The sequence below is a fragment of the Pseudomonas sp. 31-12 genome (assembly GCF_003151075.1).
GTDB lineage: Bacteria > Pseudomonadota > Gammaproteobacteria > Pseudomonadales > Pseudomonadaceae > Aquipseudomonas.
On record NZ_CP029482.1, the window covers coordinates 4,121,779 to 4,148,133 of the forward strand.

Sequence of the window (26,355 nt, forward strand, 5' to 3'; positions counted from 1 at the left end):
CCAGGCCACTTTGTATTCCATTGGTCGAAACATCCTTGCTCTGTAGATTCAATGTAGATAGTTTTGAGTCTATGGAATCAGAGTGAGGTATCACACATGGCAGTCCCATTCCGGGAACAGGCACTCACCAAAACCCAATGCGTGACAGGCCTGCGTGCAGCCGTCGGCATCCTCGAAAAATGGCGCGCCTCCAGCGAGCAGGCCTGTCGCATCCTGCGCATTTCCCGCAGCACTTATACCCGCGCCCGGCAGCGCGATCCCTCGTGGTCCGTGGCGCTGGATTCAGACCAGATGCAACGCATCAGTTTCGTGCTCAACATCCACGCCGCACTGCGCCTGGTCTTCGATAACCCGGATAACGTCTACGGCTTCGCGTCGATGGCCAACCACAACGAGTTTTTCAATGGCCGCAGTCCGCTGGAGATCATGGCTCAGGGCGACATGATTTCCTTGTATGAAACCTTCAAGCGCATCGACGTGCTGCGCGGTGCGCAATGGTAACGGTGAACGAACTGGCAGAATTGGCCGGCGAGCAGCTGCAGGCTTATCGATTGGTCAATTCGAAGTTTCCACCGATCGCGATGTTCGATGACGTGGCGGATGCGGACGAGTTTGAGGTGCTGTATCAGATTCAAGCGTTGACGAATCCAAGGCTGAAAAATGAAGTGGGTCATCTTGAGTTGATTGCCCGGGATCAGATCCCGTTCGGCATTCCTGGCTGTTCTTACGCGACAGCGCCTTTTACCCACATCAACCCGGCGGGTTCGCGGTTCAGCGATGGCAGTTTTGGGGTGTTGTACCTGGCGGACTCCATGGAAACGGCGTTGGCCGAGGTGCGGCATCACCAGAGCCTGTACTGGTCGAATGTGCCGAGCCTCAACTATGAGCGGTTTGTGTTCCGGGGGCTGTCCTGCTCTTTCGTGGATGCAGCGATGAGAGATGCTGCGTCCATTGCGCTGACCGATCCTGTTTATGACCCTGACGATTACACCGAGTCGCGGCGCTTGGGGAGGTCCGTCAAAGAGGCGCGCTGTCCGGGCATTCGTTACCACTCCGTGCGTTTACAGGGCAGTTATTGCTGGGCACTGATGACGCCGAGACCGGTTCTATCAATCATTCAAACAGCGCATTACGAGATGGTCTGGAATGGTCAGATGACCAGTGTCAGCAAGATTAGCGAAGCCTGAGGCGTCTAAACCGGGGCTTTCGCACTCATTACCGGCGTCGATAGTCACCATCGACTCAATGAAGTTCTCATAAAAAATCCGCGGCGTAAGATCGGCTCCATACCAAACAACTACACCCCGGAGCACACCATCATGAAACGCCAAATCCTTCTCAGCATCGCTTTCTCGGTTTTCGCAGTTAACGCTTTCGCCGCTTCTTCTGCTCACCCGGTTGTCGCTGAAGGCGGCTCGGATCGTCTGATTGAAAGTCGTGTTGCCGAAGGTGGCTCCGACCGTCTGATTGAAAACCGCGTTGCTGAAGGTGGTTCTGACCGCCTGATTGAAAGCCGCGTCGCTGAAGGTGGCTCCGACCGTCTGATCGAAAACCGGGTTGCTGAAGGTGGGTCGGATCGTCTGATTGAAAACCGCGTTGCTGAAGGTGGTTCGGATCGTCTGATCGAAAGCCGGGTTGCTGAAGGTGGCTCGGATCGTCTGATCGAAAACCGGGTTGCTGAAGGTGGTTCGGACCGCCTGATCGAAAGCCGCGCTGTATAAATGAATGGTTTCACCGAAGTCCTCGACGAAAAGCCCGGCCTCATCAGCCGGGCTTTTTTACGCTCTGGAGCCAGCACTTACCCTGGTGAGGTTTGGCTTCGCGCTGGTGTGTCTCAATACTGCGCTCGTAGCGTTGGGCGCCGGATTGCTCAGTGGATGGGCATTCCAATGAGCAGCGTGCGGATTAGCCTGATTACGCTCTGGACAGGCAGATTGCGCAGCAATCAACCGCTGCATTAATCCACAATGAACAACTTGGCACCCGTGGTGCTGAAAGATCGATGCCCTTCTGCGTTGTTGCCCACCTGATAGCTCATCCCTGCGGTGAGCGTGAACTGGCGACCGTCCTCCAACTCAGTGTGCAACTCACCTTCCAGGCACAACAGGACATGACCTCTCCAGCACCAGTGATCAGCCAGGTAGCCGGGGCTGTATTCGACCATCCGCACACGGGTCGAGCCAAACTGGCAGGTTCGCCAATGGGCGGTACCCGTCTCACCCGCATATTGGACAGGTTCGACAGTCGACCAGTCGGTCGTACCAAAGGGAATAGCCGTCAGATCCATGGTTACCTCATCGATGAAAGAGTGTCTGTAGACCGTACCCATCCAGTGGTACTTTCGATAGACACAGATACCTCGCATTCATGAGATACAGACGTCCGCTTTAGCATGATCGCCAGAGCGGTATCCCGGTTTTGTCATCCCCAAACGGAACGTCGGCGCCTTTTAAAGCGCCGATCTCTCCCGCTACACCGGTTTGTTCAGTGCAGCATCGATCATCAGACGCACGCCCCGCAGCACTTGGGCCGACACTTCAGGCCGCGCCTTCGACGTAGCACGCGCAACCGAGAGGGCGCCCACCATCGCGGCGACGATGCCCATGGCGGTGGCCAGCGCGTCGACGTCAGGATTGTTGGCGGCGACCCTGCGCTCAAATGCCCGCACCAGCACCATGTAGCCCTCGGTGAACTTCGCGCTGATCGCAACATCCTGACGGCCGATTTCGCTGGCAGACGCGGCCATTGCGCAGCTCTCGGCGTAGTTGTCCAGGCTGTCCACAGCCAGATAGTCGGACAGGAAACGCTCCAGGTCCGGCTCGCCATCGATGGTGCCGGTATAGAGCTTGGCATTGCCCTGCTCCAGGCTCCACGCCAGTGCCTCAGCGGCCAGCGCTTCCTTGGATGGGAAATGCGCGTACAGCGCGCCGTGGGTCAAGCCGGCCGACTTGCTGATTTCGGCAACGCCCACACCATCGATCCCTTTCTCGCGAAACAGACGGCTGGCGGTCTCCACCAGCGCGGCGCGATTGGCTTCTGATTTTTCTTTCGAGATTTTCATAATGAGGCTCCTCTGCGCTCATCCTTGCACACTATGATTGCGATCACAATTAACCAATTACCCTTGCCTGACTGAAATATATTACGGACAGAATATTTTTGTTGACTTTAATAAATGCGACCACCATTATTAATTCAATGATTGCGAGCGCAATCTTACAGGGCGATGACCCCTCATCCAACCGGAGTACATCTCATGAAAATAAAAAATTCCGTAGCCTTCGTGACCGGCGCCAACCGTGGTCTGGGCCTCGCGTTCGCAAAAGAGCTCGTGGCGCGCGGCGCGAGCAAGGTCTACGCCGGGGTGCGCAATCCAGAAGGTGTGAACATTCCAGGGGTGATTGCCATTCGCCTTGACGTCAGCGACCCGGCATCGGTAGCCGCTGCGGTGGCCCAAGCGAGCGACGTGACGCTACTGGTCAACAACGCAGGCATCGCCCGCCTGCTGCCTTCGATGCTTGATCCTGGCCTGGTGGAAGCCGCTCGCGAAATCTTCGAAACCAATTACTACGGCGTCATGCATGTCAGCCTGGCCTTCGCCCCTGTGCTTAAAGCCAATGGCGGCGGCGCGATCGTCAACGTGCTGTCGGATGCGACCTGGGTCGCGGCGCCTTTTCTGTCCGCTTACGCGGCATCGAAAGCGGCTGCATGGAGCTTCACCAACTCGCTGCGCATTGAACTCCAAGGCCAGGGCACCAGCGTGCAAGGCCTGCACGTGGGCTTTATCGACACCGACCTGACCCACGGTTTTGACGTACCGAAAGTCCAGCCATCCGACGTCGTGATCCAGTCGCTGGACGGCGTGGAAGCTGGCCTGAAAGAAGTGCTCGCAGACACAGGCACACGCGCCATAAAGGCCAGCCTGTCGACTGATCAAGCGGCTTACCTGAATCCCGAAACCGTCGCGTAAGGAGCCCACCATGCACCTCTTTCAGCGACTGACCCTCGGGGCTGTCTTTGCCTTCTCGACCAGCGGCGCCATCGCAGCGCCGGCGGCCACACATAACAGCGCACCCAATCAATTCGTCGAAGCTGACGGCGTGCGGTATGCCTATCGCCAGTTCGGCGCGCAGACGGGCGTGCCTGTCATCTTGCTCCAGCACTTTCGCGGCAACATGGATTACTGGGACCCGGCTTTGACCGATGGCCTGGCACAGCAACGGCCGGTCTACCTGTTCGACAATGCCGGCGTGGGCCTCAGCAGCGGCGAAACGCCCGACTCGTTCGAAGCCATGGCCGATCACGTCGCTGCCTTTGCTCGCGCACGCGGGTTGACGCAGGTCGACGTGCTTGGCTTCTCAATCGGCGGCATGGTGGCGCAGGAAGTTGCGTTGCGTCATCCGCAACTGGTGCGTCGGCTGATCCTGGCGGGAACGTCGCCGCGTGGCGGGGTCTCGGGACATGATCCCCGGGTTCCCGGGATTGCGTTGCGCGAATCGATTGCCACTCAGGAAGAGACCGCTTACCTGTTTTTCGATCCCTCGCCGGCAAGCCAGCAGGCCGCCGGGGAGTTCTGGGAAAGGCGTCACCAGCGCACGGAAGGCCTCGACAAGCTCAGTTCGATGAAGGTCATCGCGGCCCAAGGCGCGGCGCTGGGCAAGTGGAGCGTTCCCGGTGACGGCACTTTTTCGCAATTGAGCCAGATCACCCAACCGACCCTGGTGGTCAACGGCAGCAAGGACGTGATGGTGCCCACCGAGAACTCCTACACGCTGCAACAGCATATTCCGAACGCTAAGTTGCTGATCTATCCAAGTTCGGGGCACGGCGCATTGTTCCAGTACGCCAACGATTTCGTGCAGCAAGCCAATGCCTTCCTGGACCAGGCCGAATCCCATCGCTTTCGAAAACCCTTGAACGACACGCCGTCGCGCTAAGGAAATCCAATGTAGTCCCTTGTTTTATTGCCCCTAATCCCCCCTGGAGTTACGACCATGTCAGCACTATCGTCTGCGGCGTTCCGTCGCTGCTTGTTAGCTGTTTCAGCAACCGCTGGTGCCGTGGCACTGGTCGCCCTCGTCTCGCCCTCTTACGCCCGGGCCGCTACACCGCCTGTGGCCGCCGCCACCGTTGAGAAGGACAGCGCCATTCGTCCTTTCAAGGTCAACATTCCTGAAGACGCGGTGGCCGATCTGCGCAAACGTGTACTGGCGACCCGTTGGCCCGACCGCGAAACGGTCAATGACCAATCTCAGGGCGTGCAGCTTGAGAAACTGCAGGCACTCGTGGGCTATTGGGGGACGCAATACGACTGGCGAAAAGTTGAAGCCCAACTCAATGCCTTGCCGATGTTCGTGACCAACATCGACGGCCTCGACATCCAGTTCATCCACGTCAAATCGAAACATCCCAACGCCCTGCCGCTGCTGCTCACCCACGGCTGGCCCGGTTCGATTCTGGAACTGACCAAAGCCATCGGCCCGTTGACCGACCCGACGGCCTACGGCGGTCGCGCCGAAGATGCCTTTGACGTGATCATTCCTTCGATGCCCGGCTATGGCTTCTCGCAGAGACCTACCGATGGCGGCTGGGGTCCCGACCGTATCGGCGTGGCGTGGGACGTGTTGGTCAAGCGCCTGGGCTACAAGCGTTACGTGTCGCAAGGTGGCGACTGGGGATCGGTGATCGCCGACGCCATGGGGCGCCAGGCACCGCCCGGCTTGCTGGGGATCCACGTGAACATGCCGGCCACCGTGCCTGCCGATGTCGCCAAGGCAATCAACGACGGCACCTCGCCTCCCACCGGTCTGTCGGCCAAGGAGACCGCGGCCTATGAGTCGCTGAAAACCTTCTTCGGCAAAAATGCGGCTTACGGCGCCATGATGAGCACCCGGCCACAAACAGTTGGTTACGGCTTGTCGGATTCACCCGCAGGCCTGGCCGCATGGATGTTCGATAAATTCAACCAGTGGACCTACAGCGGCGGCGATGCGGAAAAATCCCTGACCAAGGACGAGATCCTCGACGGTATTTCGCTGTATTGGCTGACCAACAGCGCGATATCCTCCGCTCGCCTGTATTGGGAAAACAACACCAACAACTTCAACGCCGTTGAACAGAAGACCCGGGATATCAAGATCCCTGTCGCGGTGACCGTGTTCCCTGGCGAAATCTACAAGGCGCCGAAAACCTGGACCGAACGCGCCTATCCCAACCTGATCTATTTCAACGAAGTGGATAAGGGCGGCCATTTTGCGGCCTGGGAACAGCCTGAACTGTTCGCCAAAGAACTGCGCGCCGCCTTCCGCTCCTTGCGCTAGAAACTACGCTGCACCGGCCTGCCTATCGTCCTGATGGGCAGGCCGCACTATCGATTGGCATCTTAAAAGACATGGATCAGGCCTAATCGGTGTCATTCAGAAGAAGGCCGCGAGCTCGTAGCTTTGCGCTTGCGTCGAGCCTCTTCATCCTCCGCCAGAGCCTGACGAACCAGCGCCCGAGCCGCCCAGGCGGCGGCGTCGAGTGATTCTTCGACACTCGCGCCACTGATATCGCGCACGGCGATCAACGCCTCTGTACCGATGACGATCGACAGCGCCTGCTTCAGCCGTTTGCGCGCCCGGGGTGAGAGCACGTCCTTCATCGAGTCGACAATCGGCTCGATGTAGCGCTGTTCGCGGTACACGCCCATGTCAATTTGTTGGGATGGGTGTCGATGGCCCTGTTCGGGATCATCGGCACTGCACACCCGTCCATCATCGAGGGACGCATGGCCGCCACGCAGTTCTGGATGTACAACGTTGGCGTCCCGGTGATGCTCGGCGCACTGACGCTGCGGCTCAAGGGTTTCCCGTCAGTCGAGCCGTTGATTGGCGTCGCCTCAATTCTCATTGGCTGCAGCGTGCTGCTTTTTGTCTGGCTGGTGTTCTCGCGCATCGGTGTGAGGCAGCACCCGAATCGCGCCTGTCTTGACGCACAAAACACGTAGCCGCTCTGGGCAGCGTCGGTGCGCGGTGAATCCGCCCCGGATCGATGGCTGCCCTGAGCTATTGGCAACTGTTCAGGTCTGCACGTCGGGCATCAACTGACCCACAGCGAACTCATGACCCGCACCGGTGTTTGGAAACCGGGAAACTTTCGCACTCAGGATCCACCACTGTGTATCATCGGCGCAGGCCGATGCTGCCCGCCGCTCGCTTCCGAAAGGAAAGGTGAAAGCATTTCTTCTCCCCCCAAATCCTGTCGCAACTCTTGAGAGTCGAGGTTTGGCAACGCGAGCACCAGAATACCTCGGCTACAGGAGGAACGATGTTTTCAATCGAACAAGCCAAGCAGATGGCCAAGAGGCTACGTGCCTCGCTTGAAGCGCGCAATCAAGAGGCGTCTCACTCAACGGCGCTTGAATTGGTAGCGCATCAATTGGGTTTCAAGGACTGGAACACCGCGTCTGCGATGCTCCCCCATGAACCGACCCAACCCCTCATTGCATTCGAAAAAGCCGTCCCGATATTGCGGATGTTCGACGAAACCAAGGCGCGCGAGTTTTACCTTGATTTTCTAGGGTTCAGCGTCGAATTCGAACACCGATTCGAAGCAGATCTGCCGCTATACCTGGGAATCAGCCGAAACGGCCTGCAACTCCATCTTTCCGAACATCATGGCGATGCCAGCCCGGGATCGACAGTCTTTGTCCCGATGCAAAATATCGAACTGCTGCGCGACGAATTGCAGGGCAAACGCTACGGATACGGACGGCCAGATATCGTTCAGCAAGGTTGGGGGCAAGTGCTGGAAGTCTATGACCCATTCGGCAATCGAATTCGGTTCTGCCAAAGCTAATCTTGCCTGGCGGGCTGGGGTGACCCAGCCTGCTTCAAGGTCAGTCGATCTGGGTACTTGTCCTATGCTCTATCTAACCCATAACGCCAGACACTGACATGCCCGCCCCCGAATCCACCCTCCTCGACAGCTGGCACCACAACGCCCATTCCTGGATCGAAGCCATCCGCAGCGGCGCCATCGAAAGTCGCCTCACGGTCACCGACCAGGCGATCCTGCTGGCGGTGCTAGGTCGCCAACCGGAACGCGTGCTCGACCTGGGCTGCGGCGAAGGCTGGCTGTTGCGCGCATTGGCTCAACGGGGCATTGAGGCGATCGGTGTGGATGGCGATGGGACGCTGGTCGAGGCGGCGCGGGCGGCAGGCGCTTCATCGGTGCAGGTGGCGAGCTATGAAGCGTTGGTGGAAGCGAAGGTGGACATCGGCCGCGACTACGATCTGATCTGCGCCAACTTCGCGTTGCTGCACCAGGACATCATCCCGTTGCTCGCCGCCATGAACGCCCTGCTCGCCCCAGGCGGCGCGCTGGTGATTCAGACGCTGCATCCGTGGGCCGTGGCGGCGGGTGACTATCAGGACGGTTGGCGAGAAGAGACCTTTGCCGGATTCAAGGGCCAGTGGCGACCGATGCCGTGGTATTTCCGCACTCTGTCCAGTTGGCTGAATGCGCTGGACATGGCCGGTTTTCGTCTGGCCAGCCTGCAAGAACCGCAGCACCCGCAAAGTTCGGTGCCGCAGTCGTTGCTGTTGGTGGCCGAGCCGCGCCAGTGAGTGCGGGTCGGGGCGCTGTTCAGACAGTCGACTGAACAACCGCCGCCTGCCGCCCCTTGAACGCCAGCCCGAAGCAGAAAAATATCGCCAAGGCGAACCCGGCCGGGAACAACCAGATGCTCTTCCAGTCATGGCTGCCCGTCAGCGCAAAGTGGTCGGTAACCTGCCCCGCGACCCAGAATCCGATCAGCATGCCCAAGCCGTAGGTCGCCAGGGTAATCAGGCCTTGGGCCGAACTTCTGAAGCGTTCCGGTGCTTTGGCGTCGGTGTAGATCTGGCCGGACACAAAGAAGAAGTCGTAGCAGATGCCGTGCAGGGCAATACCGGTAAACAGCATGAACGCCAGGTCGCCGTTGTTACCGTAGGCGAACAACAAGTAGCGCAAAGCCCACGCCAGCATGCCCACCAAGAGCGCAAGCTTGATCCCGAAGCGGTGAATGAACAGCGGCAGAAGCAGCATGAACAGCACTTCGGAAACCTGCCCGATGGCCATTTTTGCCGTTGGGTTGGTCACGCCGATTTCCGCCAGGAACGGATTGGCATTCTGGTAATAAAACGCCAGCGGAATGCAGATCAGAATGGAGGCGATAAAGAACACCAGGTAGCTGCGGTCCTTCAGCAAGCTCAGGGCATCGAGCCCGAGCATTTGCTTGAGGCCGCTGCGGCCCTCTTCGGGTTTCAGTGGCGCGGTGCGCGGCAAGGTGAAGCTGTAGAGGCCGAGCACCAGAGAGGCAATCGCCGACATCAGAAAGGTGTTTCGCAGCCCGCCTGAGGAAATCATCGCCTGGGAATCCCAGGCAAACACAAAACTGATGACCACACCGGCCACGATCCAGCCGATGGTGCCCCACACGCGGATGCGGGAGAACTCGAGAGCCGGGTCACGCATCTGCCGGAACGCCACTGAATTCACCAGTGCCAGGGTCGGCATGTAGATCATCATGTAGGCCAGCACGTACGGGTAAAACGTGCTGAAGTCCGGCGCGCGATACAGCTGATACAGCAACACGGCGCCCACCAGGTGCAGCACCGCGAGAATGCGTTCGGCATTGAAGAATCGGTCGGCGATCAAGCCGATCACAAAGGGCGCGAGGATCGCGCCCCAGGACTGGGTCGAGAACGCCATGCCGATCTGGCCGCCGCTGGCGCCGAGGTTACTGGCGAGGAAGGTACCGAGGGTGACGAACCATCCGCCCCAGATAAAGAATTGCAGGAACATCATGGCGCTCAATCGCGCGGTCATCGTGGACATAACAGTCACCGTCTTATTGTTTTTTTTGTTGGAGAGAGGAGCAAACAACGTTGTGATCAGGCGTCGGGCAACCCCAGCAGTCGTCGATTGAAAGCTTCGTCCGACTGCACGCTGGCGAAATCATCGAAAGCCTTCTGCGTCTTGGTGATCATGTGCTGCTCGATGAACGCCGCCCCTTGCGCAGCGCCCTGGGCGGAATCCTTGAGGCAACACTCCCACTCGAGCACGGCCCAGCCGCTGAAGTCGTATTGAGTCAATTTGCTGAAGATCGACTTGAAATCGATCTGGCCATCGCCCAGCGAGCGGAAACGCCCCGGCCGCTCGACCCAGCCCTGATAACCGCCGTAGACGCCCGAACGGGCATCGGGCCGGAACTCGGCATCCTTGACGTGGAACATGCGGATGCGCGCGTGGTAGCGATCGATGAAACCCAGGTAGTCCATTTGCTGCAGCAGCAGATGGCTGGGGTCATACAAAATTGCGGCCCGTGGATGGTGATCAACCGCCTCCAGAAAACGCTCGAACGAGGCGCCGTCGTGCAGGTCCTCGCCGGGGTGGATTTCGTAGCACAGGTCGACACCGGCCTCCTCGAAGCAATCAAGAATCGGCAACCAGCGTTTCGCCAGTTCGGCAAAACCTTGTTCGACCAACCCGCTTGGGCGTTGCGGCCATGGGTAGACATAGGGCCACAGCAGCGCGCCGGAAAAAGTCGCATGGGCCTTCAACCCCAAGCGCTGACTGGCGCGGGCAGCGAGCTTCAACTGCTCGATCGCCCACTCGGTGCGCGCCTGGGGCTGGCCGCGTAAATGCGCCGGGGCAAAGTCGTCAAACAAGGTGTCGAACGCCGGATGCACCGCCACCAATTGGCCTTGCAGGTGCGTCGACAACTCGCTGATCTCGACGCCTGCTTTAGCGCAGACGGCTTTCAATTCGTCGCAGTAATCCTGGCTGTCGGCGGCGCGAGCCAAGTCGATGTACTGCGTGCCCAGGGTCGGCAATTGAATGGCTTTGTAGCCTTGGGACGCCGCCCACTGGGCGATATTGGCCAGTGTATCGAACGGCGCTTCGGCGGACATGAACTGCGCGAGGAAGATCCCCGGGCCGCGCAGGCCTGCTTGAGATGAAGGGTTCACGGTTGAGTGCTCCGGGTTCATTGAGGGCAGACCAGTTCGGTCCATTTCGTGTCGCCACGATGATTGGCAATCACCGCTTCGATGAAGGCCATGCCACGCAGCCCGACATCGATGCCCGGTACGCCGGGGGCTTCGTTGCCGTTGACGTTGCTGCGGATCGCGTTGGCGAAATCGCCGTAGAGGTTGGCCATGGCTTCCAGATAGCCCTCGGGATGCCCCGCCGGCAAACGCATGCGCCGGGTCGCGGCGTCGCACAACCAGGATTGGCCGACACCGGAGCGCAGCACGCGCATGGGTTGATCAAGGGAACGATGGATCAGGCTCGCCGGTTCTTCCTGACGCCATTCCAGGCCGCCCTTATCGCCGTAGATGCGGATCTTAAACGGGTTCTCTTCGCCCGCGCAGACCTGGCTGGCAATCAACACGCCACTCGCGCCGTCGGCCATCTTGAACAGCATCGCGGCGTCATCGTCCAGTTGCCGACTGGCGATATGGGTATTCAACATTGCGCACAGGTGCTGGATGGGTTGGTCCGCGACGAATTCGGCCAATGAAAAGGCATGGGTGCCGATATCGCCGATGCAGCCGCCCAGGCCGGACTGCTCAGGCAGATCGCGCCAGCCAGCCTGCTTGTTGCCCTGCCCCGCCACATCCTCGCTCAACCAGCCTTGGGGGTACTCGACAATCACTTTGCGCACGGTGCCGATCACGCCGTCGCGAACCATTTGCCGCGCCTGCCAGACCATCGGATAGCCCAGGTACGTGTGGGCCAGGCCATAGAGGCGATCACTGCGCTCAAGCACAGCCTTGAGCGGCAGCAACTCCGCCAGATTCAACGCCGCCGGTTTCTCGCTGAACACATGAAAGCCCGCGCTCAGCGCCTGGCTGGCAATCGGGGCGTGCAGGTGATTGGGGGTGACAATGATCAGCAGCTCCATGCGCTGGTCGGTGGGCAGCGCGCGCTCGGCCTCCAGCATCTGCTGCCAATCGCTGTAGCAGCGCGATGCGGACAAGCCCAGCGCGGCACCGGTGTCCTGATTGTTGCGGGCATCGCGGCTGAACGCGCCACACACCAGTTCAAAACGACCATCGAGCCCGGCAGCCTGGCGGTGGGCCTGCCCGATGAAGGCACCCTCCCCGCCACCGACAAAGCCCATTCTTATTTTTGCCACTGGAACAGTCATCGCAATTCTTCTCTGTTTGAGGCGGCTTCAGACGGCTTTAAAGGGATGAAACCTCAAGCCGATGTAACCGGTTACATCATGGCGGAAATTTAGGCTCTGTTTGACGAGGTGTCAAACCCCGAATGAATCGCCAGGAAAATTTCAGGGTGGCCTCGACCTGCGCTAAGCTCGCCGCTGCACAGTTCGTTAACGAGGTGGTCTTGTCCAATATCCGCGAAGTAGCCAGGCTGGCCGGTGTTTCCGTCGCCACGGTGTCCAGGACGCTGAAGTCGCCTGAGCGCGTGCTCCCCGACACGCGCGACAAGGTCAACGCCGCCGTGGAAAAAGCCGGTTATCGACCAAACCTCATGGCGGTGCAATTTCGTTCGCGCAGAACCGGCAACCTGGTGATTCTGGTGCCGACTGTCGCCAACACCTTTTTCGCCAAGGTGATCAGCGGCGCGCAACAGGCCGCCCAGCTCGCCGGTTATCGGCTGTTGCTGTGCGACACCCAGGGTCGGGAAGAGATCGAACGGGAATTTGCCGAATTGGTGTACGCCCATCAAGCCGATGGCGTGATCCAGCTGCGCGCCTACGATCCTTTCGAAGCGCCCTTCCCCAGCGCCGAATTGCCGCCAATCGTCAATGCCTGCGAGGTGATTCAGGGCGGTCGTCATCCCACCATCAGCCTCGACAACCGCGCAGCCGCCAAGGCCATGACCGAGCATTTGATCGAACTCGGCCACCGCCGCATCGGCCTGATCAAAGGCCCGAAAAGCAGCCCGCTGACCCGTGATCGCGTGGCCGGTTATCAAGACGCCTTGCATCAGGCCGGCATCGCGTCGGACCCCGCGCTGATCTGCCATGGCGATTTCAGTCTCAAGGCCGGCGATGACGGTGCCGCCGCGATGCTGGATTTGCCCGACCGCCCCACGGCGCTGTTTTGCGAAAACGATGAAATGGCCATCGGTGCGTTGAAACGCATCAAGCAACAGGGCCTGCGAGTGCCCGAGGACATTTCATTGGTGGGTTTCGACGACATCCCCTTCGCTGCGTACTGCGATCCGCCCCTGACGACCATCTCGCAACCCGCCGAAATCTTTGGCCAGAAAGCCGTGGAGATGTTGATAGCGCTGATCGAGAAGAAACCGATCGCACAACGGCATGTGGTGTTGCCGTTTGAATTGACGTTGCGCAACAGCACGGCGGTGGTCAGGGAGCGCTGACACTCGCAGGGTCAGAGCACCGCCGCATGCTCAAAAAAATGGAAACCTCACGCATTCGGTGGAACCTAGCCGGAGCGCCAGCCTCGGATATATAAATCTGCGTGGGTGAACACATGGCCACCGAGGCGACGTTACTGCGCCAACGCAAAGTGCTCGCCGAGTTTGGCGAACTGGCGTTGGTCTCAGACAATCTTGAGCACATTCTCGACGAAGCCTGTCGTTTGGTCGGGGAAGCGCTTGAAACTCATCTGTCCAAGTTCATGTTGCTGCAAGAAGACGGCGTCACGTTCGTGGTGCGAAACGGCGTTGGCTGGACCCCGGACGTGGTCGCAAAGGTACGGGTTCAAGCCTGCGAAGGAAGCCCGGAGCGGTTTTCACTGGACACGGACGCCCCGGTTATTTCGACGGATATTTCGACAGAAACTCGCTTCCGCTATCACGATTTTCAAAAGGAAAACGGGGTAAAAGCCTTCGTCAACGTTCTAGTGTACGGGGCCACGGAGAACCGTCCTTTCGGCATCTTCGAGGTCGACAGTCGAAGCCCTCGCCAGTTTACGGACAGCGACATCGATTTTCTTCGTGTCTACAGCAACCTGCTCGGCGCGGTGTTAAAGCGCTCCAACACCATGCAGGCCATGCGTTCAACGGAAGAACGATTGCGTGAAAGCGAAAGGCACTACCGGATCGCGGCGGAACTCAATCCGCTCTGGCCCTGGACGGCGGACAAGGGCGGCACACTGACCTCCATTGATCAGCGCTGGTACGAATACACCGGGATGACCTCGGCAGAGACATTAGGGCATCAGTGGGCCAAAGCGGCTCACCCTGAGGACCGGGAATCTCTGGAAAACCTCTGGAGTCGATCCCTGACCACCCTGGAGCCGTTCGACACGCAAGTGCGGCTGCAAAAAAACACCGGGGAATATCGCTGGTTCAGAACCCGGGCACTGCGCAGCTTCGACGCTGCCGGACAAAATGAACAGTGGTATGGAACCATCGAGGATATCGACACCCGGGTGCAATTGGAGGGCGCGCTTCGAGACTGGAACGACTTGCTTGAGGACCGAATTGCCCAGCGGACGGCTCAGCTTGAGGCCGAACAGCAAGAACGCGCAATGACCGAATCCAAGCTTCGGCAAAGTCAGAAAATGGAAGCGGTTGGCCAACTGACTGGCGGCATCGCCCATGACTTCAATAACTTGCTGGCGGGCATTATCGGCAGCCTGGAGCTGTTGCAACGACGTATCGATGCGGGTCGCTTCGATGAGCTGACGCGTTATGCCTGCGTGGCGATGACCTCAGCCTCCAGAGCCGCTGCACTAACGCAACGTCTGTTGGCGTTTTCGAGACAGCAATCACTCCAGCCTGAACTGCTCGAACCCCGGACAGTGGTGGCGGGACTCGATGAAATGATTCGGCGCTCAGTCGGCCCCAGCATCATCGTCGAATGCTCCTTTCGCGCAAACGATCGCATCCGCTGTGACCTCAACCAACTGGAAAACGCACTGCTTAACCTCGCGATCAATGCCCGGGATGCCATGCCCAATGGCGGCACCCTGAATCTGGGGGTCGATCGATGCGTCATCGATCAGGCATCGTCTACCGAGAAAATGGTGCCGTCAGGCGCCTATGTCACGATATCGGTGACGGACTCAGGCACGGGCATCAGCGCGGAGAATTTATCGCGCATTTTTGACCCGTTCTTCACCACCAAGAAAATCGGCGAAGGCACGGGCCTGGGCCTCTCGATGATTTACGGCTTCACCCAGCAATCCGGTGGGCAGGTCAGGGTTCACAGCAGCCTGGGTGTGGGCACGACAGTGACGATGTTCTTTCCAGTGGACAATTCGCAAACTGCCCACAACGCAGCCGCCCCGGATGGGACTCAAGCAACGGAGCCGTTCGGCCATAACGAAACCATCCTGCTGGTGGACGATGAAACGGCCATTCGGCAAATGGCCTCGGAATTCTTGTCCGACATGGGCTATCGGGTCATTGAAGCGGTCGACAGCGTCTCAGCCTTCAGACAAGCGGAAAAGCTGGACCACATCGATCTGCTGCTCACGGACATCGGCTTGCCCGGACTGATGAACGGGGTCGCCCTGGCGGCGGAGTTCAAGGCGAAGTACCCGAAACTCAAGGTGCTGTTCATCACCGGATTTGCCGGTGGTTCGAACCTGGTTTCCGTTGATTCGACGACCCGGTTACTGACCAAGCCGTTCAGCCTGAACGACCTCGGCGAGCGTGTGCGCTCGCTGGTCAGCGCCGGTTCATGAAGGGCCGGGCTCATTCAGCATGCGCTTTGGAGTGTCGCGCAAAGGCGATCTTGATGCCCACCAGAACGGGCGCGGCGACGGGCCGGATTGCCCGAGTGACCGCGGCCCTCTTGCAGCGTTAAAATCCGCCAGGTTAGGTTCCCCCGTTTGAGGAAAACCCCGTTATGTCCAGTCTCGACACCTCCCTGCAAGACAGCGCCGCGCCTGAAGGCGTTTGTTATGGCTGCGGCAGCAGCAATCCGCACGGGCTCCACATCAAGAGTTTCTGGGATGAGGACGGCGTGCATGTCTTGGCTGAGCACGTGCCTGATCCCATGTATTGCGGCTGGCCGGATCTGGTGTACGGCGGGTTGATTGCGATGCTGGTCGACTGCCATTCAAACTGGACAGCGATGGCTTATCACTACCGGACGGAAAACCGCGAAGTGGCCAGCCTCCCTCGCATCAATTGCGTCACCGGCAACCTCGGCATCAAGTTCATCAAACCGACACCGATGGGCGTACCGCTGACCCTGCGTGCCCGGGTGGAAGGCGATGTCGGGCGCAAAACCCGTGTGATCTGCGAGGTCTACGCCGGGGACGTGCTCACGGCGGTTGGCGACTCGGTGTTTGTGCGCGTGGATACCGGGCAATTGGCGGCTGCGGCGCACAGTCGGTAGTTGGTTTCTACGCACTAGAGACAGTTCCGTCGCGGACCTCGTCAGAAAATCGGAATCATTGAGCATCCCGTCGCAATCACGAAAGTCGCCCTGATGCTGACGATAAAAGTTATGCGCGGCGCTTCGAATGTGGGCTTTAATGTCCGTGCCTATGGGCAACCACATTAGCTTCGACGCCCTCCGAAAGTGAATGCGCCGAACGGCGGATTCAGGTTGCCACGCATTTGTCTAATCAAGGAAGAAACGACATTGAAAATAGCTTTTGCCGCCCTGCTGTTGACCTCGTTGACGACCATCGCACTCGCTGAAGAGAACCCTGTCGGCTTCCACTCCTCCACACTGGCAGATTCGCAGAATAACCGCGCACTGGAGATGGTCGTCTGGTACCCCAGTGCAACGACCGCCGCTACGCAAATGATTGGCGATGATGTGGTGTTCGTCGGGGCTTCTGCCGTTCGTGACGCACCGCCCGCTCCTGGCAAGCATCCACTGTTGGTGCTCTCCCACGGGTACAGGGGTAACTGGAGCAACCAGGTCTGGCTTGCCAGTGCTCTGGCTCAAAGGGGTTACATCGTCGCCGCCATCAATCACCCTGGCACCACCACTCATGACCGGAGCCCTCAAGCAGCGGCACAGTTATGGCAGCGGCCCGTTGATTTGACTCGAGCCATTGATAGCGTCACGACTCAACCTGAGAAATTCGGCTTGGTCGCCGATGGCCGAATTGCAGTGGTGGGCCATTCACTCGGTGGCTGGACCGCCCTTGAGATCGCCGGATCTCGCTTCGATCCAGACCGCTTTGCCAACGACTGCAAAGCTCACCCACAGTTAGCAAGCTGCACCGTCTATGGAAAGATGAACCCCGCAGGCACCTCAAAATCAAAGGCCGCGTTAACCGCCGATTGGCGCGATAAACGCGTCACCGCTGTGGTTACATTGGACTTGGGCCTTTCACGGGGCATGACCGACGAAAGCCTGGCCGCGCTGTCGGTACCAGTGCTGGTGATCGCTGCCGGCGTACCGTCGCGCGACCTTCCCGCAGAACTGGAGTCTGCCAACCTGGCCAAACGCCTGCCTGCGGCGTCAAGCCGTTACGTCGAAATCAGCGACGCAAGCCACTTCAGCTTCTTGTCGGTGTGCAAACCTGGCGCAGAGGTACTGCTCGAAGAAGATGTACCCGGCGATGGCATCATTTGCCGGGATGGCGACGACGCTCGCCCACGTGGGGTGATCCAACAGCAAGTTACATCGCTGATCGACGAGTTTCTTCAGTCCTCAATCTACAAAATAGGGGCTAAATGCAAACGGTGTGATCAAGTGACCAAAAAAGCATCAATGAATCAAGGGTAATGTCACTATAAACTCGCTTCCCTCCCCTTCTCCCGTACTTGTGCCGGTCACCGTACCACCGTGGGCTTCGATCAACTCACGCACCACGGTCAGACCAATGCCCAGGCCTGCCCCATTGAAACCAACCGCGTGAACATCCTGTACAAAGGGTTCAAAGATGAACGGCAGCGCCTTGGAAGTTATACCGATGCCAGTATCGCGGATGCGAATTTCGAGCAGGTCGGCTTCGGCGGTAACTGTAAAGATGACTGCGCCATCCGCCGGCGTGTACTTGGCTGCGTTGCCCAGCAGATTGCCAAGAATTTGAGTGAGGCGTGCCCGATCGCCGTTCACCATCAGTGCGCACTCCGGCAGTTCCGAGCTGAAATGCAAGTTGTGAGCGACCATGACCGGGATACAGTTGTCTATGGCCTCATGGATGATCTGAGCCATATCGACAATGTGGCAATCAAGGCGAAACTTGCCGGTGCTGGCGCGGGCGATGTCGAGCAAGTCTTCCACCAAACGGGACATTTGCTTCACCTGACCTTCGATCAACATCTGCATGCGGGGCAACTCTTCGCTTGGCACACGCACTAGCCTGCCTGCAATCATGCTGATGGGGGTCAGAGGATTTCGCAGTTCGTGGGCCACCATGTTGAGGAAGTTGCGTTGCTGCTCCAGCGCATGTTCCGCTGCAACCTGCAGGTCTTGTGCGCTAAGCGCAGCTATCACCAATTGTTCGTTGGCTTCGCGCATCTCCAGGTACATTTGCTGCTCTGATTGAGCGAATTTCGGACTTTCAGCATCCGACTGCGCCGACAGAATTGCCAGCACCAACTGCTGGTTGGCTTCGATCAGTTGCTCGACCTGCTGGCTATCGACGAGATGGGTACTGGCTTGGTTGAGTTCCTTATGCACTGCCGCGAGCACCGCCCGCGCCGCGACCGTTTTGCGGCCGAGCAGGAACAGTTCGCGTGCTGCAGTGGCTAGCGCGTGCTCATTGTTGCCGTCGGCTTCACTCATGATATTTTGCTCATCCTTCGACTGTGCCCAAACGCTGCTGGGTAGGTCGTCCCCCAAGCAATCCTTCTTTATCCGGCAACATTTCCCCGATCTGCAAACCGTCATTGTCGATGCGATACAGCCGCAGTTCATCGGAGTGAGCGCTGGCCCGAACCTTGACCACGGCCATGATGCGTAACAAGCGACTCTGCACTTCAATATAGCGTTGGACGATGATTGCGTCGGTGAGAAATGCCGTGCCGTAAGGACTGAAGCGCAGGTCGGTGTAGCGGTCTTCCAGCTCTGAGGTCAACAACACGCTGACGCCCACGCTGGTCAGCGCCGTGACCATGCGCGACAACGATTCGCGAAAATCTTCGCGGAAGGTCGGCGCCAGCGCCAGTTCGAAGCCGGACAGCGAATCGATGACCACGCGAGTGGCGTTCAGACGGCTGATCTCACTCAACAGCAGCTGGACGATTTCGTCGATGGACAAATCCGGTGCACGGCTGTCCACCAGAGCCACCAGCCCGCTCTGAATAAGACCCGCGAGGGTGGCGTTCTGGGAGTGATTGGGTCTTTGTTCGAACACCGCGATGACGCCAGTTTCGCCATTGCGCGCGCCTTCGGCCAGGAAGGTTGACGCCAGGATGCTTTTGCCCGAACCCGACGGCCCGGCCACCAGCAAGGAGTATCCACGGGGCAAGCCACCGCCGAGCATCTCGTCGAGTTGCGGTACGCCCATTTTCAGGCGCTGAATCGGAAACTTCAGTGGCGCTTCAACCCGGTTGAGTGGGGGCGGCGCGAAGACCTTGATGCCGGAGGCGGCGATACGGAAGGTGTGCAGCCCCGGCAGCGTCGGCTGACCGCGCATCTTCATGATCTCCATCTTGCGCACCATGGAGTTGCGCTGGACGCTCTGACGCAGCCAGATCAAGCCATCAGCGACGGTGAAAATCGGATTGGTATCGGTTTCGGTGAAGTATTCGCCGATCAAGAAGGTTGTTGCCTGCCAAGTGGTCATTAACATGCCCAACTGCTGAACGAACTGCGGCAAGTTATTATTGGGGTTGTCCTGGGTCTGGCTCGCCAGCACCACCGAACGGAACGAGTCGACGAACACCAGCGACGGAGAGTACGCCTCAACCTCAGCGACGATGCGCCGTAACACTTCGTCCAAATCCCCGGCCAAGGTGTCATTGGCCAAATTGATGTAACGGATCGACTGATTGATCGCTTCGTTGTCGAAAAAGTCGAATTGCTGCTGATAACGCAGCATCTTCAACGGCGGCTCGCCGAGCACGGTGAAGAACAGTGCCGGGCGCTCGGGCGTCGCCAGGGTGAACATCATTTGATGCGCCAGGGTGGTTTTGCCACAGCCAGGCGGGCCGGCGATCAGGTTGAACGAAAACTCCGGCAATCCCCCGCCCAGCACCTCGTCCAGTCCTGGCACTCCGGTGGCCAGACGGTTGATAGTCACTTTGGTGCTCATGGCGAATTTTCCTGCGCAGATGTGTCGCTCAAAGAAGGATTCCACACGTCACGGAGCAAGCGTGCGGTGAGCGAAGGCCCGATCAGCGTAGTCAGCAGTTGGTAGAAGGTGGTGAGCAGCACTTCACCAAAAAACAAGGCATCTTCTTCGCTTTCTGAAACGAGTTCAGAATTTAGAACATTCAGATCCAGCGCGGTTTGCACACGATCAGATATATGAGCCACACCCGGGTGTTGGGAGGCGCACAGATGAAGGCTGCGCCGGTAAAGCGCGGCAACCCCTTGCTGGCCAATAATGGGGGTGAGGGCTGCATCCATACTCTGCAAGGTTGAGACAATCGCTTGGGCGATCCTTGCAGTATCAGCATTAGGGCCAACCCGGTGCGCCAGAGAAGCTACGATCTGGCGGCTCTCTTCGTTTAGCGCGGACATGGCTAACTGATTTCTGATGGACAGAGCCCGATGGTACACCCTATAACGAATCAGAGAGACTCAATTGACTAGAGACTATCGTTACTGTCATTTCCAATGATTTATCAGCCGTATGGGATGCCATCAGGTTTACGAGGACGAATTGCTATCGCGGCACAACCACCAGAAGCCTTGCTACTACGAGACGAGTTGGGCGCACGACTGCTGATCAGACCTTCGCCTGCTTCAACCATTGATTGACCCACTCGCAGTCAAACGCCGTCGGATCGAACCCATCATCCTCATACAACTCCGACATTGCCTCGTGCTCAGGGTGATTCGGATCCGCCACTATCACAAAACCCCTTGCACATTTACGCAGCACTGATACCGAATGCACTCTTAGTACTTGCACTCGCTAAGTGATCATTGGAAATGCGCTACATGATTTAACATGGTCAGCGCATCCACTCCCCTTCAGAGCGTCCCGTCCCGCACCCACCGCCTGACCTCGGCTTGTATGGCATAAGCCGGCGCCTCCACCGCATTGAAATCTTGTGTATATCGCTGGGCAAACCCTTCAACCCCCCATTCCTGATACTGCTGCACATGCTTGAGTTCGTGGGCCCAGAGCGCGATGTTCTCTTCAGCGGTTTGCGCATCCCTGAAGAGGATGATGTCAATCAGCGTCACGGCGCCGACATCGGGGTTTTGCAGCATGGCGGTGGCGGCGTTGAATTGTCCGTTGTCGCTGACTTTGTAGCGTGCGGCATCGAGGACGCGGGGGTCGTACCAGCGCAGCAGTTTCTCCCGGATGTGCGGTGGAATGGGTTGAGTTCCGTTGACGGCCGCATCAGCACGAGCTTGGGTCAGCCACATCGCCAGGGCCGGGGACGCAATCTGGTAGATGTCATCAGGCAAAGGGCCCAGCAGCGGCCCCAGGTCTGGGAAGCAGATGCATTCGTCCAGGCACACTTGTTTCTCGCCAGCTGGGCAGGCGTTGTCCTGGGCTGGCACTTCGAGCGTCAGGTAAAGAACGAACAGCGCCACCAGGCGCGTGGTGATGGGCGGCATTGGGCGCTCCTGGGGCGGACGCTGCGCGAGATAGTTTCAGCGTAGTCCCAGCAACCCCGTCAGTGTTGCGGTCCTCCTTACCTCTGCCTGGAATCGCCGTTGGCCCGCAACGTTGAACTCACACATCATTCGCATCGTCTAGCGCATAAGGAGGGCCAACGCGTACCCCCTCACACCCTGTTCGCTTCAAGGACATTGCCATGACTGCAACCTTTATGAACAACTCGCAAGCTGCGACCGGTACCGTGCAAGCCCTGATGTTTGAACGCAATGAATGGGTTCCCAACAACCCGCGCCTGCCGGTACTCATTTACCCCAACGCGATTGCCGTTCAGGGCGACGACCCCGCGGCGCTGTTCGAGCAAACCTTCAACGCCAATGGCTGGCCACCTCATTGGCGAGACGGGGTTTACAGCTACCACCACTACCATACCGAAGGTCATGAAGTGCTTGGCATCGTCAGCGGCAAGGCCCGGTTAATGCTGGGCGGCCCGGATGGACAGGTACTTGAAGTCAACGCTGGCGACGTATTGCTACTACCGGCTGGCACCGGTCACTGCAATTTGGGTTCCAGCGCAGACTTTCTGGTCGTGGGTGCTTATCCGCCGGGTCAGCAGGCCGATATCTGCCGCGAGGCGCCCACCAAGGCTCAACTGACGAGCATCGATACGTTGCCATTTCCCGATCAGGACCCGGTGCAAGGCTCACAGGTCGCAGTGCATCAGTATTGGGCTGGGCAGCGTTGACAGGCCGGGGGCAATCACGAACGGTGCGGACCTTTGCGCTGAAGACTTTGAAGCCGTAGGGGTAAATCCGTTCCGCATGCCACAGTCTCTTAGCAGCCTGCCCTCTATGAAAGCTCAAAAGAGCTATGAAAGCTCAAAAGAGCTATGAAAGCTCAAAAGAGAGTCCACCCCGCCAGCCGCCTCAGGGACGAGCTGATTGGGCGGCAACTGGCGAAGTGAACACATAGACAATAGCTGCCCCTACTGAACCTGCCCCACTCCGTCCATCAAATATCCCTGTTCGAGCGCATCGTTTGTACGCTGTCTCTACTACGGTTATTCCACGACCGCTTTGCAACCGAGGAGTGCAGTGCATGTCCAGAATCTTCTCTCTGATGTTCGCCGTCCTGATCCTCTGCGCCAGCCAGGCGATGGCGGACACCCTCAAGATCAGCGTGATTGGCGCCGGCAAGGTCGGCGGTACGCTGGGCACGCTATGGGTAAAGGCCGGGCATTCGGTGATGTTTTCGTCACGCCACCCCGAGGAGTTGGTGGACCTGGTCAAGGCGGCCGGTCCCAATGCTCAGGCGGGCACGGTCGGCGATGCGGCGACATGGGGCGATGTGATCGTACTGAGTGTTCCCTACGGCGCAATGCCGGCGCTGTCCGAACAGCTGAAAGGCAAGCTGGACGGCAAAGTGCTGTTCAGCACCAGCAACCCCTTCAGCGGTCGAGACGGAGACATCGGGCGCAAGGCGCTGGATCTGGGCGTCGCCTCGGCAGACCAGCAATATTTGCCCGGCATGCACCTGGCGCGAGCGTTCAACGCCATTGGCTCTGCCTCAATGAAAGACCTGTCGGGCAAAGACAAGGCGCTTCCCGTTTTCGCCGACGATGCCCAGGCGCGGGATGTCGGTGCCCGGTTAGTGCGTGATGCTGGATTTGTACCGGTGTTGTTCCCGCTGGCGCGAGCCAATGAAGGTTTGCCGGGCGGCCCGCTAAGCGGCGTCTGGACTGAGGCCGATCTGAAGCAAAAGCTGGGACGTTAGCGCAATGCCGGACTGAAGCTCACTGCATGTTGAAACCGACACAGGCCCGGGCCCAACACCGTCTAATCTCAATAGAGCAGGACCCAGACACGCCTCTTGATACAGGGGAAACGGGATGATCGTTAGAAAAGCAGCACGCCAATGTTCGCCATGGCTCATCCCTTCCCTGCTCGCCATCAGCCTGGCGCTGATCGCAGGATGTTCAGGCAAAGCTTCCACTGCTCGCTATTCGGCCTCAAACGTCGGCTCGGCCTGCTATGCCAAAGCGCTCCCCACCGCCGGCGAAGGCGGCCTGGCCTGGGGCTCCACCTTGAGCATGGCGCGCCAAAAATCCCTGAATAATTGCATTCGCTATGCCGGCCGATCCGGCGGCACGCCCAATACCTGCCAAGTGGTGTTGGCGGAGTGCAGGAATTGAAACCTACGCGAACCCGAGGAACGACAGGATTACCACGACGACCACGACTAACCCGACGATGTAGATGATGTTGTTCATGAAACCCACCTCTCAACCAGAATAGGACTGCGGCACGAGGGCTTACACCTACACGGTAGTGCAGCTTTGCCCGCAATGCCATTGAGCTAGGGCCGATGTTGGGCAATCACAGCGGCCTGAAGCTTTCCACGCTGGACCTGGTCACGCAGCGAGTCACTTGGCGCTGTCTTCAACTCCAGCACCACATTGGGCCAGGCGGCGGCGAACGTCGGCAGGATGTCGCGGATGACATGGGCGGCATATTCCTGCGCTGCCGCGCTGCTGAAAAATGCCGGCATCGGTCTTCTGGCCATGGCCGGCTATCTGGCCGGCGTCATACAAGGCATCGCTCTGGGTGTGCCGGCGGGCCTTTCGGCGCTGCTCGCTAACCTGCTGCCGATGGCAAATGGTGTCAGGGATGGTGGTGTCCGGGGTTGGAATCTGGATGGTGGTGCAGTCGGAGGCTCGGCAGGTTCGGCGACAAAAATGATGGATATTTCGGGTTGGAAATGGCGCTTGCTGAAAGGCTGAAAATCGGCCAAAAGCCGACCTTGCAGGCCAGATAATCACTTTTGCGCTGCTATGCTGACAACACCTGTTTCTGTACTAGAGACGATTAACATGGCAGCACTAGGCAAACACCCCCCGTTCACGTTCAAGGCTATGGCCTGTTCAGCTGGATTTTTCCTTGCCGCTTGGGGCGCCATAAAGCTGCTCGCCCCTTACTACGACCTGCCATGGATGGCAGATACCACGAGCTGGCTGCTACGTTTGCGGGATTGGATTTTACTGGAAACGCCAATGCCGAATTGGTCGCTGCTGATAATTATCGCGATTTTAATCAGCACCCTGTCTGTAGCGATTTACTACGCCCGCCACACTGATGGAGATTACGACGAGTTACATGAAATAGAGCGAAAAGTTTACAAGATGAACAACCCTCAGTTTCCACGACTGACAGATAACCAAACGCTACTGATGGAAGCGTTGGCCTATCATGCAAACTTCAGAAAAATTGCAAACTTAAACTCAATTTGCAAACTTGTCTCACTCAGCACATTAGAAGTTGAAGCCGGGCTAAAACAACTCCAAGCCAAACGTCTCGTAAAGCAAAAAGTGACACGCGGTACGTTTGGTGCCACCACTTTTGAACTTACCTTGGCAGGTAAGGATTATTCGTTAGAGCGGTTTGAGCTGACGTAGCATCGACACACGGGACGAAGCCTAGAGGTGAGAATACCGGCAGGTACCTCAGTGGGCAGGCGCAAACTCGCCCCCTCGGGAGGGGATTTAGAGAAACGCTTTGAACGGCGCGCTATTCTTTTATCTGGGGGACACCCTCACCTTCAACACCTTTATCGTGATCGTGGTCCTGATTTCGGCTCTTGGTGTCGAAGGCCCGGCAGTGAACCAACTGTCGACAATCGTCCTGAGCGCTCGTGTGTGCCAGTCTCTGGTTCACGTATGCCATGTGCAAACCGATGCGTTCGTGGCAGTTCGTTTTGCCTTTTTCAGCGTTCAGATGGTGTGTTTTTTCGCGCTGATAGTCATGGCCGCTTACTACGGGATGTGACGAGCATCGCTCTACGATCGCACCGCACCCCAAGCCCTTTGAACTAGTCTGCGCTGTCACCCACGACGGTGGGCGTCGCAGCCGTACCCGCCAATAGGCCGCCATCGATGTTGAACTCACTGCCGGTCATGTACGTCGCTTCATCCGAGGCGAGTAGCAGTGCCAGTGCCGCAACCTCTTCGGGCATCCCGAACCGTCTAAGTGGAGTATCTCGAACCAGTGCGGCCATTCGCTCTTGACGATCGACGCCTGTGCCCAACATGGGCTCCCACATGGGCGTGAGGATGGCCGCTGGATGAATCGAGTTGCACCGAACGTTCAGACCTTGCTCGGCACAGTAGAGCGCCACTGTCTTTGTGTGGTTACGCACTGCGCCTTTGGACGAGGCATAAGCCGCGGCGCCAGGAATGCCGACCAAGCCTGATCGAGAGGAGATGTTGATAATGGACCCTGCCCCATGCTGCCGCATGGAGCGAATGGCGTACTTGCAACCGAGGAATACACCATCGAGATTGGTTTGATGCACTGCGTGCCAGTCCTCCAGACGCGCATGCTCCGGGTCGTGTCGAACGAAGCCTCGCTCAAATCCGGTGATCCCCGCGTTGTTCACCAATACATCCAGCCTGCCGCGCGCCTTCAGGATTTGCGCCGTCACTCGCTGCCAGTCTTCTTCCCGCCGCACATCAAGGTGCAGATAGCTGGCGTGATCACCGAGCGAGTCTGCAACGACTTTGCCGAGTTCGTCGTTGATATCAGTGACATAGACAAAGCAATCCTCCTGCGCGAAGAGTCGCGCAATCGCCGCACCAATCCCTTGGGCCGCCCCGGTAACGATCGCAGTCTTGGACGTGAGTTTATTAGCCATAGTAATGCGGTAACTCCCTTGGGTCGTTTTCATGTCCGGC

The 26,355-nt window shown here is 58.5% G+C and carries 26 protein-coding genes and 5 pseudogenes; 19 read left to right on the forward strand and 12 right to left on the reverse strand.

Annotated features, from left to right (window positions below; genetic code table 11):
• Positions 1-96 precede the first annotated feature (96 nt).
• From DJ564_RS19420 to DJ564_RS19430, 3 genes are all read left to right on the forward strand, one after another.
• The gene (locus DJ564_RS19420) at positions 97-501 is read left to right on the forward strand and encodes an antitoxin Xre-like helix-turn-helix domain-containing protein (RefSeq protein ID WP_109632506.1); all 405 of its coding nucleotides are present in this window, start codon (positions 97-99) and stop codon (positions 499-501) included.
• A complete protein-coding gene (locus DJ564_RS19425; protein WP_109632508.1) occupies positions 495-1,187 on the forward strand; it encodes an RES family NAD+ phosphorylase in 693 nt (230 codons plus the stop codon). Before DJ564_RS19420 ends, DJ564_RS19425 begins: the two co-directional genes overlap by 7 nt.
• A 132-nt stretch (positions 1,188-1,319) precedes the next feature.
• Positions 1,320-1,721: a hypothetical protein gene (locus DJ564_RS19430; protein ID WP_109632510.1), complete on the forward strand. Its 402-nt coding sequence runs from the start codon at positions 1,320-1,322 to the stop codon at positions 1,719-1,721.
• Between the two features lie 236 nt (positions 1,722-1,957).
• On the opposite strand, the gene DJ564_RS19435 is transcribed toward DJ564_RS19430, so the two are convergent.
• Entirely contained in the window at positions 1,958-2,287 is a 330-nt protein-coding gene (locus DJ564_RS19435) for a DHCW motif cupin fold protein (RefSeq protein WP_109632512.1), read from the reverse strand.
• A gap of 183 nt (positions 2,288-2,470) precedes the next feature.
• Complete coding sequence (locus tag DJ564_RS19440; protein WP_109632514.1) at positions 2,471-3,061, reverse strand: TetR/AcrR family transcriptional regulator; 591 nt, start codon at positions 3,059-3,061, stop codon at positions 2,471-2,473.
• A 195-nt stretch (positions 3,062-3,256) separates the two neighbouring features.
• Between DJ564_RS19440 and DJ564_RS19445 the strand changes: the two genes are divergently transcribed.
• Genes DJ564_RS19445 through DJ564_RS19455 form a run of 3 tightly spaced genes read left to right on the forward strand, consistent with a single transcriptional unit; the run spans position 3,257 to position 6,320 of the window.
• Positions 3,257-3,970 (forward strand): SDR family oxidoreductase, encoded by a 714-nt coding sequence (locus tag DJ564_RS19445; protein ID WP_109632516.1) that lies wholly within the window; start codon positions 3,257-3,259, stop codon positions 3,968-3,970.
• Between the two features lie 10 nt (positions 3,971-3,980).
• The gene (locus tag DJ564_RS19450) at positions 3,981-4,937 is read left to right on the forward strand and encodes an alpha/beta fold hydrolase (RefSeq protein WP_109632517.1); all 957 of its coding nucleotides are present in this window, start codon (positions 3,981-3,983) and stop codon (positions 4,935-4,937) included.
• A 57-nt stretch (positions 4,938-4,994) separates the two neighbouring features.
• Positions 4,995-6,320 carry an epoxide hydrolase family protein gene (locus DJ564_RS19455; protein ID WP_109632519.1) on the forward strand — a complete coding sequence of 442 codons (1,326 nt, stop codon included), beginning with the start codon at positions 4,995-4,997 and terminating at the stop codon, positions 6,318-6,320.
• A 92-nt stretch (positions 6,321-6,412) separates the two neighbouring features.
• On the opposite strand, the pseudogene DJ564_RS19460 reads toward DJ564_RS19455, so the two are convergent.
• Positions 6,413-6,679, reverse strand: a pseudogene (locus DJ564_RS19460) (TetR/AcrR family transcriptional regulator); the annotation flags it as partial.
• Between DJ564_RS19460 and DJ564_RS19465 the strand changes: the two are divergent.
• The 3 genes and pseudogenes from DJ564_RS19465 to DJ564_RS19475 form a co-directional block, all read left to right on the forward strand.
• Positions 6,662-6,988: pseudogene (locus DJ564_RS19465) on the forward strand (hypothetical protein); the annotation flags it as partial. The pseudogenes DJ564_RS19460 and DJ564_RS19465 sit on opposite strands and share 18 nt — an antisense overlap.
• Positions 6,989-7,308: 320 nt before the next feature.
• Positions 7,309-7,839, forward strand: a complete 531-nt coding sequence (locus DJ564_RS19470; RefSeq protein ID WP_109632522.1) for a glyoxalase superfamily protein — start codon at positions 7,309-7,311, stop codon at positions 7,837-7,839.
• A 98-nt stretch (positions 7,840-7,937) separates the two neighbouring features.
• Positions 7,938-8,609, forward strand: coding sequence for a bifunctional 2-polyprenyl-6-hydroxyphenol methylase/3-demethylubiquinol 3-O-methyltransferase UbiG (locus DJ564_RS19475; RefSeq protein WP_109632524.1), 672 nt, complete (start codon positions 7,938-7,940; stop codon positions 8,607-8,609).
• A gap of 19 nt (positions 8,610-8,628) precedes the next feature.
• Here the strand turns inward: DJ564_RS19475 and DJ564_RS19480 are convergent, their stop codons facing one another.
• From DJ564_RS19480 to DJ564_RS19490, 3 genes are read right to left on the reverse strand one after another with little or no spacing between them, the layout of a single operon-like run.
• The gene (locus tag DJ564_RS19480; protein ID WP_109632526.1) at positions 8,629-9,861 is read right to left on the reverse strand and encodes a nucleoside permease; all 1,233 of its coding nucleotides are present in this window, start codon (positions 9,859-9,861) and stop codon (positions 8,629-8,631) included.
• 56 nt (positions 9,862-9,917) lie between these two features.
• Positions 9,918-11,015 (reverse strand): sugar phosphate isomerase/epimerase, encoded by a 1,098-nt coding sequence (locus DJ564_RS19485; RefSeq protein ID WP_109632528.1) that lies wholly within the window; start codon positions 11,013-11,015, stop codon positions 9,918-9,920.
• A complete protein-coding gene (locus DJ564_RS19490) occupies positions 11,012-12,151 on the reverse strand; it encodes a Gfo/Idh/MocA family protein (protein WP_109632529.1) in 1,140 nt (379 codons plus the stop codon). The genes DJ564_RS19485 and DJ564_RS19490 overlap by 4 nt, the downstream gene beginning before the upstream one ends.
• Before the next feature lie 227 nt (positions 12,152-12,378).
• On the opposite strand from DJ564_RS19490, the gene DJ564_RS19495 reads away from it, so the two are divergent.
• From DJ564_RS19495 to DJ564_RS19510, 4 genes are all read left to right on the forward strand, one after another.
• Complete coding sequence (locus tag DJ564_RS19495; RefSeq protein ID WP_109636111.1) at positions 12,379-13,383, forward strand: LacI family DNA-binding transcriptional regulator; 1,005 nt, start codon at positions 12,379-12,381, stop codon at positions 13,381-13,383.
• A 113-nt stretch (positions 13,384-13,496) separates the two neighbouring features.
• On the forward strand, positions 13,497-15,659 hold the full coding sequence (locus DJ564_RS19500; RefSeq protein WP_109636112.1) for an ATP-binding protein: 2,163 nt from the start codon (positions 13,497-13,499) through the stop codon (positions 15,657-15,659).
• Positions 15,660-15,823: 164 nt separating this feature from the next.
• The gene (locus DJ564_RS19505; RefSeq protein ID WP_109632531.1) at positions 15,824-16,318 is read left to right on the forward strand and encodes a PaaI family thioesterase; all 495 of its coding nucleotides are present in this window, start codon (positions 15,824-15,826) and stop codon (positions 16,316-16,318) included.
• 249 nt (positions 16,319-16,567) lie between these two features.
• Positions 16,568-17,668 (forward strand): alpha/beta fold hydrolase, encoded by a 1,101-nt coding sequence (locus DJ564_RS19510; RefSeq protein WP_109632533.1) that lies wholly within the window; start codon positions 16,568-16,570, stop codon positions 17,666-17,668.
• On the opposite strand, the gene DJ564_RS19515 is transcribed toward DJ564_RS19510, so the two are convergent.
• The 4 genes from DJ564_RS19515 to DJ564_RS19530 all read right to left on the reverse strand — a co-directional run bounded on the left by DJ564_RS19515 (position 17,651) and on the right by DJ564_RS19530 (position 21,628).
• Positions 17,651-18,673 carry a HAMP domain-containing sensor histidine kinase gene (locus DJ564_RS19515; RefSeq protein WP_109632535.1) on the reverse strand — a complete coding sequence of 341 codons (1,023 nt, stop codon included), beginning with the start codon at positions 18,671-18,673 and terminating at the stop codon, positions 17,651-17,653. The two genes, DJ564_RS19510 and DJ564_RS19515, sit on opposite strands and share 18 nt — an antisense overlap.
• A gap of 10 nt (positions 18,674-18,683) precedes the next feature.
• Positions 18,684-20,144: an ATPase domain-containing protein gene (locus tag DJ564_RS19520; protein WP_109632537.1), complete on the reverse strand. Its 1,461-nt coding sequence runs from the start codon at positions 20,142-20,144 to the stop codon at positions 18,684-18,686.
• Complete coding sequence (locus DJ564_RS19525) at positions 20,141-20,575, reverse strand: hypothetical protein (protein WP_109632539.1); 435 nt, start codon at positions 20,573-20,575, stop codon at positions 20,141-20,143. Before DJ564_RS19525 ends, DJ564_RS19520 begins: the two co-directional genes overlap by 4 nt.
• Positions 20,576-21,031: 456 nt before the next feature.
• Positions 21,032-21,628 carry a DUF4157 domain-containing protein gene (locus DJ564_RS19530; RefSeq protein WP_109632541.1) on the reverse strand — a complete coding sequence of 199 codons (597 nt, stop codon included), beginning with the start codon at positions 21,626-21,628 and terminating at the stop codon, positions 21,032-21,034.
• A 215-nt stretch (positions 21,629-21,843) separates the two neighbouring features.
• Between DJ564_RS19530 and DJ564_RS19535 the strand changes: the two genes are divergently transcribed.
• The 3 genes from DJ564_RS19535 to DJ564_RS19550 all read left to right on the forward strand — a co-directional run bounded on the left by DJ564_RS19535 (position 21,844) and on the right by DJ564_RS19550 (position 23,820).
• Positions 21,844-22,374, forward strand: a complete 531-nt coding sequence (locus DJ564_RS19535; RefSeq protein ID WP_109636114.1) for a cupin domain-containing protein — start codon at positions 21,844-21,846, stop codon at positions 22,372-22,374.
• A 353-nt stretch (positions 22,375-22,727) separates the two neighbouring features.
• Positions 22,728-23,402, forward strand: a complete 675-nt coding sequence (locus DJ564_RS19545; protein ID WP_109632543.1) for an NADPH-dependent F420 reductase — start codon at positions 22,728-22,730, stop codon at positions 23,400-23,402.
• A gap of 118 nt (positions 23,403-23,520) precedes the next feature.
• Entirely contained in the window at positions 23,521-23,820 is a 300-nt protein-coding gene (locus DJ564_RS19550; protein WP_371922083.1) for a hypothetical protein, read from the forward strand.
• A gap of 176 nt (positions 23,821-23,996) precedes the next feature.
• On the opposite strand, the pseudogene DJ564_RS19555 reads toward DJ564_RS19550, so the two are convergent.
• Positions 23,997-24,143, reverse strand: a pseudogene (locus DJ564_RS19555) (LysR family transcriptional regulator); the annotation flags it as partial.
• 7 nt (positions 24,144-24,150) lie between these two features.
• On the opposite strand from DJ564_RS19555, the pseudogene DJ564_RS19560 reads away from it, so the two are divergent.
• The 3 genes and pseudogenes from DJ564_RS19560 to DJ564_RS19570 all read left to right on the forward strand — a co-directional run.
• Positions 24,151-24,283, forward strand: a pseudogene (locus DJ564_RS19560) (EamA/RhaT family transporter); the annotation flags it as partial.
• A gap of 215 nt (positions 24,284-24,498) precedes the next feature.
• Positions 24,499-25,080 carry a hypothetical protein gene (locus DJ564_RS19565; protein WP_109632547.1) on the forward strand — a complete coding sequence of 194 codons (582 nt, stop codon included), beginning with the start codon at positions 24,499-24,501 and terminating at the stop codon, positions 25,078-25,080.
• 151 nt (positions 25,081-25,231) lie between these two features.
• Positions 25,232-25,450, forward strand: a pseudogene (locus DJ564_RS19570) (MAPEG family protein); the annotation flags it as partial.
• A 43-nt stretch (positions 25,451-25,493) separates the two neighbouring features.
• On the opposite strand, the gene DJ564_RS19575 reads toward DJ564_RS19570, so the two are convergent.
• Positions 25,494-26,315 carry an SDR family oxidoreductase gene (locus DJ564_RS19575; RefSeq protein WP_109636116.1) on the reverse strand — a complete coding sequence of 274 codons (822 nt, stop codon included), beginning with the start codon at positions 26,313-26,315 and terminating at the stop codon, positions 25,494-25,496.
• Between the last annotated feature and the right edge of the window lie 40 nt (positions 26,316-26,355).

Excerpts from the sequence above, each read along its gene's own strand:
- DJ564_RS19420 (WP_109632506.1), top strand. The coding sequence starts at position 97 with ATGGCAGTCCCATTCCGGGAACAGGCACTCACCAAAACCCAATGCGTG.
- DJ564_RS19425 (WP_109632508.1), top strand. The coding sequence starts at position 495 with ATGGTAACGGTGAACGAACTGGCAGAATTGGCCGGCGAGCAGCTGCAG.
- DJ564_RS19430 (WP_109632510.1), top strand. The coding sequence starts at position 1,320 with ATGAAACGCCAAATCCTTCTCAGCATCGCTTTCTCGGTTTTCGCAGTT.
- DJ564_RS19435 (WP_109632512.1), bottom strand. The coding sequence starts at position 2,287 with ATGGATCTGACGGCTATTCCCTTTGGTACGACCGACTGGTCGACTGTC.
- DJ564_RS19440 (WP_109632514.1), bottom strand. The coding sequence starts at position 3,061 with ATGAAAATCTCGAAAGAAAAATCAGAAGCCAATCGCGCCGCGCTGGTG.
- DJ564_RS19445 (WP_109632516.1), top strand. The coding sequence starts at position 3,257 with ATGAAAATAAAAAATTCCGTAGCCTTCGTGACCGGCGCCAACCGTGGT.
- DJ564_RS19450 (WP_109632517.1), top strand. The coding sequence starts at position 3,981 with ATGCACCTCTTTCAGCGACTGACCCTCGGGGCTGTCTTTGCCTTCTCG.
- DJ564_RS19455 (WP_109632519.1), top strand. The coding sequence starts at position 4,995 with ATGTCAGCACTATCGTCTGCGGCGTTCCGTCGCTGCTTGTTAGCTGTT.
- DJ564_RS19470 (WP_109632522.1), top strand. The coding sequence starts at position 7,309 with ATGTTTTCAATCGAACAAGCCAAGCAGATGGCCAAGAGGCTACGTGCC.
- DJ564_RS19475 (WP_109632524.1), top strand. The coding sequence starts at position 7,938 with ATGCCCGCCCCCGAATCCACCCTCCTCGACAGCTGGCACCACAACGCC.
- DJ564_RS19480 (WP_109632526.1), bottom strand. The coding sequence starts at position 9,861 with ATGTCCACGATGACCGCGCGATTGAGCGCCATGATGTTCCTGCAATTC.
- DJ564_RS19485 (WP_109632528.1), bottom strand. The coding sequence starts at position 11,015 with ATGAACCCGGAGCACTCAACCGTGAACCCTTCATCTCAAGCAGGCCTG.
- DJ564_RS19490 (WP_109632529.1), bottom strand. The coding sequence starts at position 12,151 with ATGGGCTTTGTCGGTGGCGGGGAGGGTGCCTTCATCGGGCAGGCCCAC.
- DJ564_RS19500 (WP_109636112.1), top strand. The coding sequence starts at position 13,497 with ATGGCCACCGAGGCGACGTTACTGCGCCAACGCAAAGTGCTCGCCGAG.
- DJ564_RS19505 (WP_109632531.1), top strand. The coding sequence starts at position 15,824 with ATGTCCAGTCTCGACACCTCCCTGCAAGACAGCGCCGCGCCTGAAGGC.
- DJ564_RS19515 (WP_109632535.1), bottom strand. The coding sequence starts at position 18,673 with ATGAGTGAAGCCGACGGCAACAATGAGCACGCGCTAGCCACTGCAGCA.
- DJ564_RS19520 (WP_109632537.1), bottom strand. The coding sequence starts at position 20,144 with ATGAGCACCAAAGTGACTATCAACCGTCTGGCCACCGGAGTGCCAGGA.
- DJ564_RS19525 (WP_109632539.1), bottom strand. The coding sequence starts at position 20,575 with ATGTCCGCGCTAAACGAAGAGAGCCGCCAGATCGTAGCTTCTCTGGCG.
- DJ564_RS19530 (WP_109632541.1), bottom strand. The coding sequence starts at position 21,628 with ATGCCGCCCATCACCACGCGCCTGGTGGCGCTGTTCGTTCTTTACCTG.
- DJ564_RS19535 (WP_109636114.1), top strand. The coding sequence starts at position 21,844 with ATGAACAACTCGCAAGCTGCGACCGGTACCGTGCAAGCCCTGATGTTT.
- DJ564_RS19545 (WP_109632543.1), top strand. The coding sequence starts at position 22,728 with ATGTCCAGAATCTTCTCTCTGATGTTCGCCGTCCTGATCCTCTGCGCC.
- DJ564_RS19565 (WP_109632547.1), top strand. The coding sequence starts at position 24,499 with ATGGCAGCACTAGGCAAACACCCCCCGTTCACGTTCAAGGCTATGGCC.
- DJ564_RS19575 (WP_109636116.1), bottom strand. The coding sequence starts at position 26,315 with ATGGCTAATAAACTCACGTCCAAGACTGCGATCGTTACCGGGGCGGCC.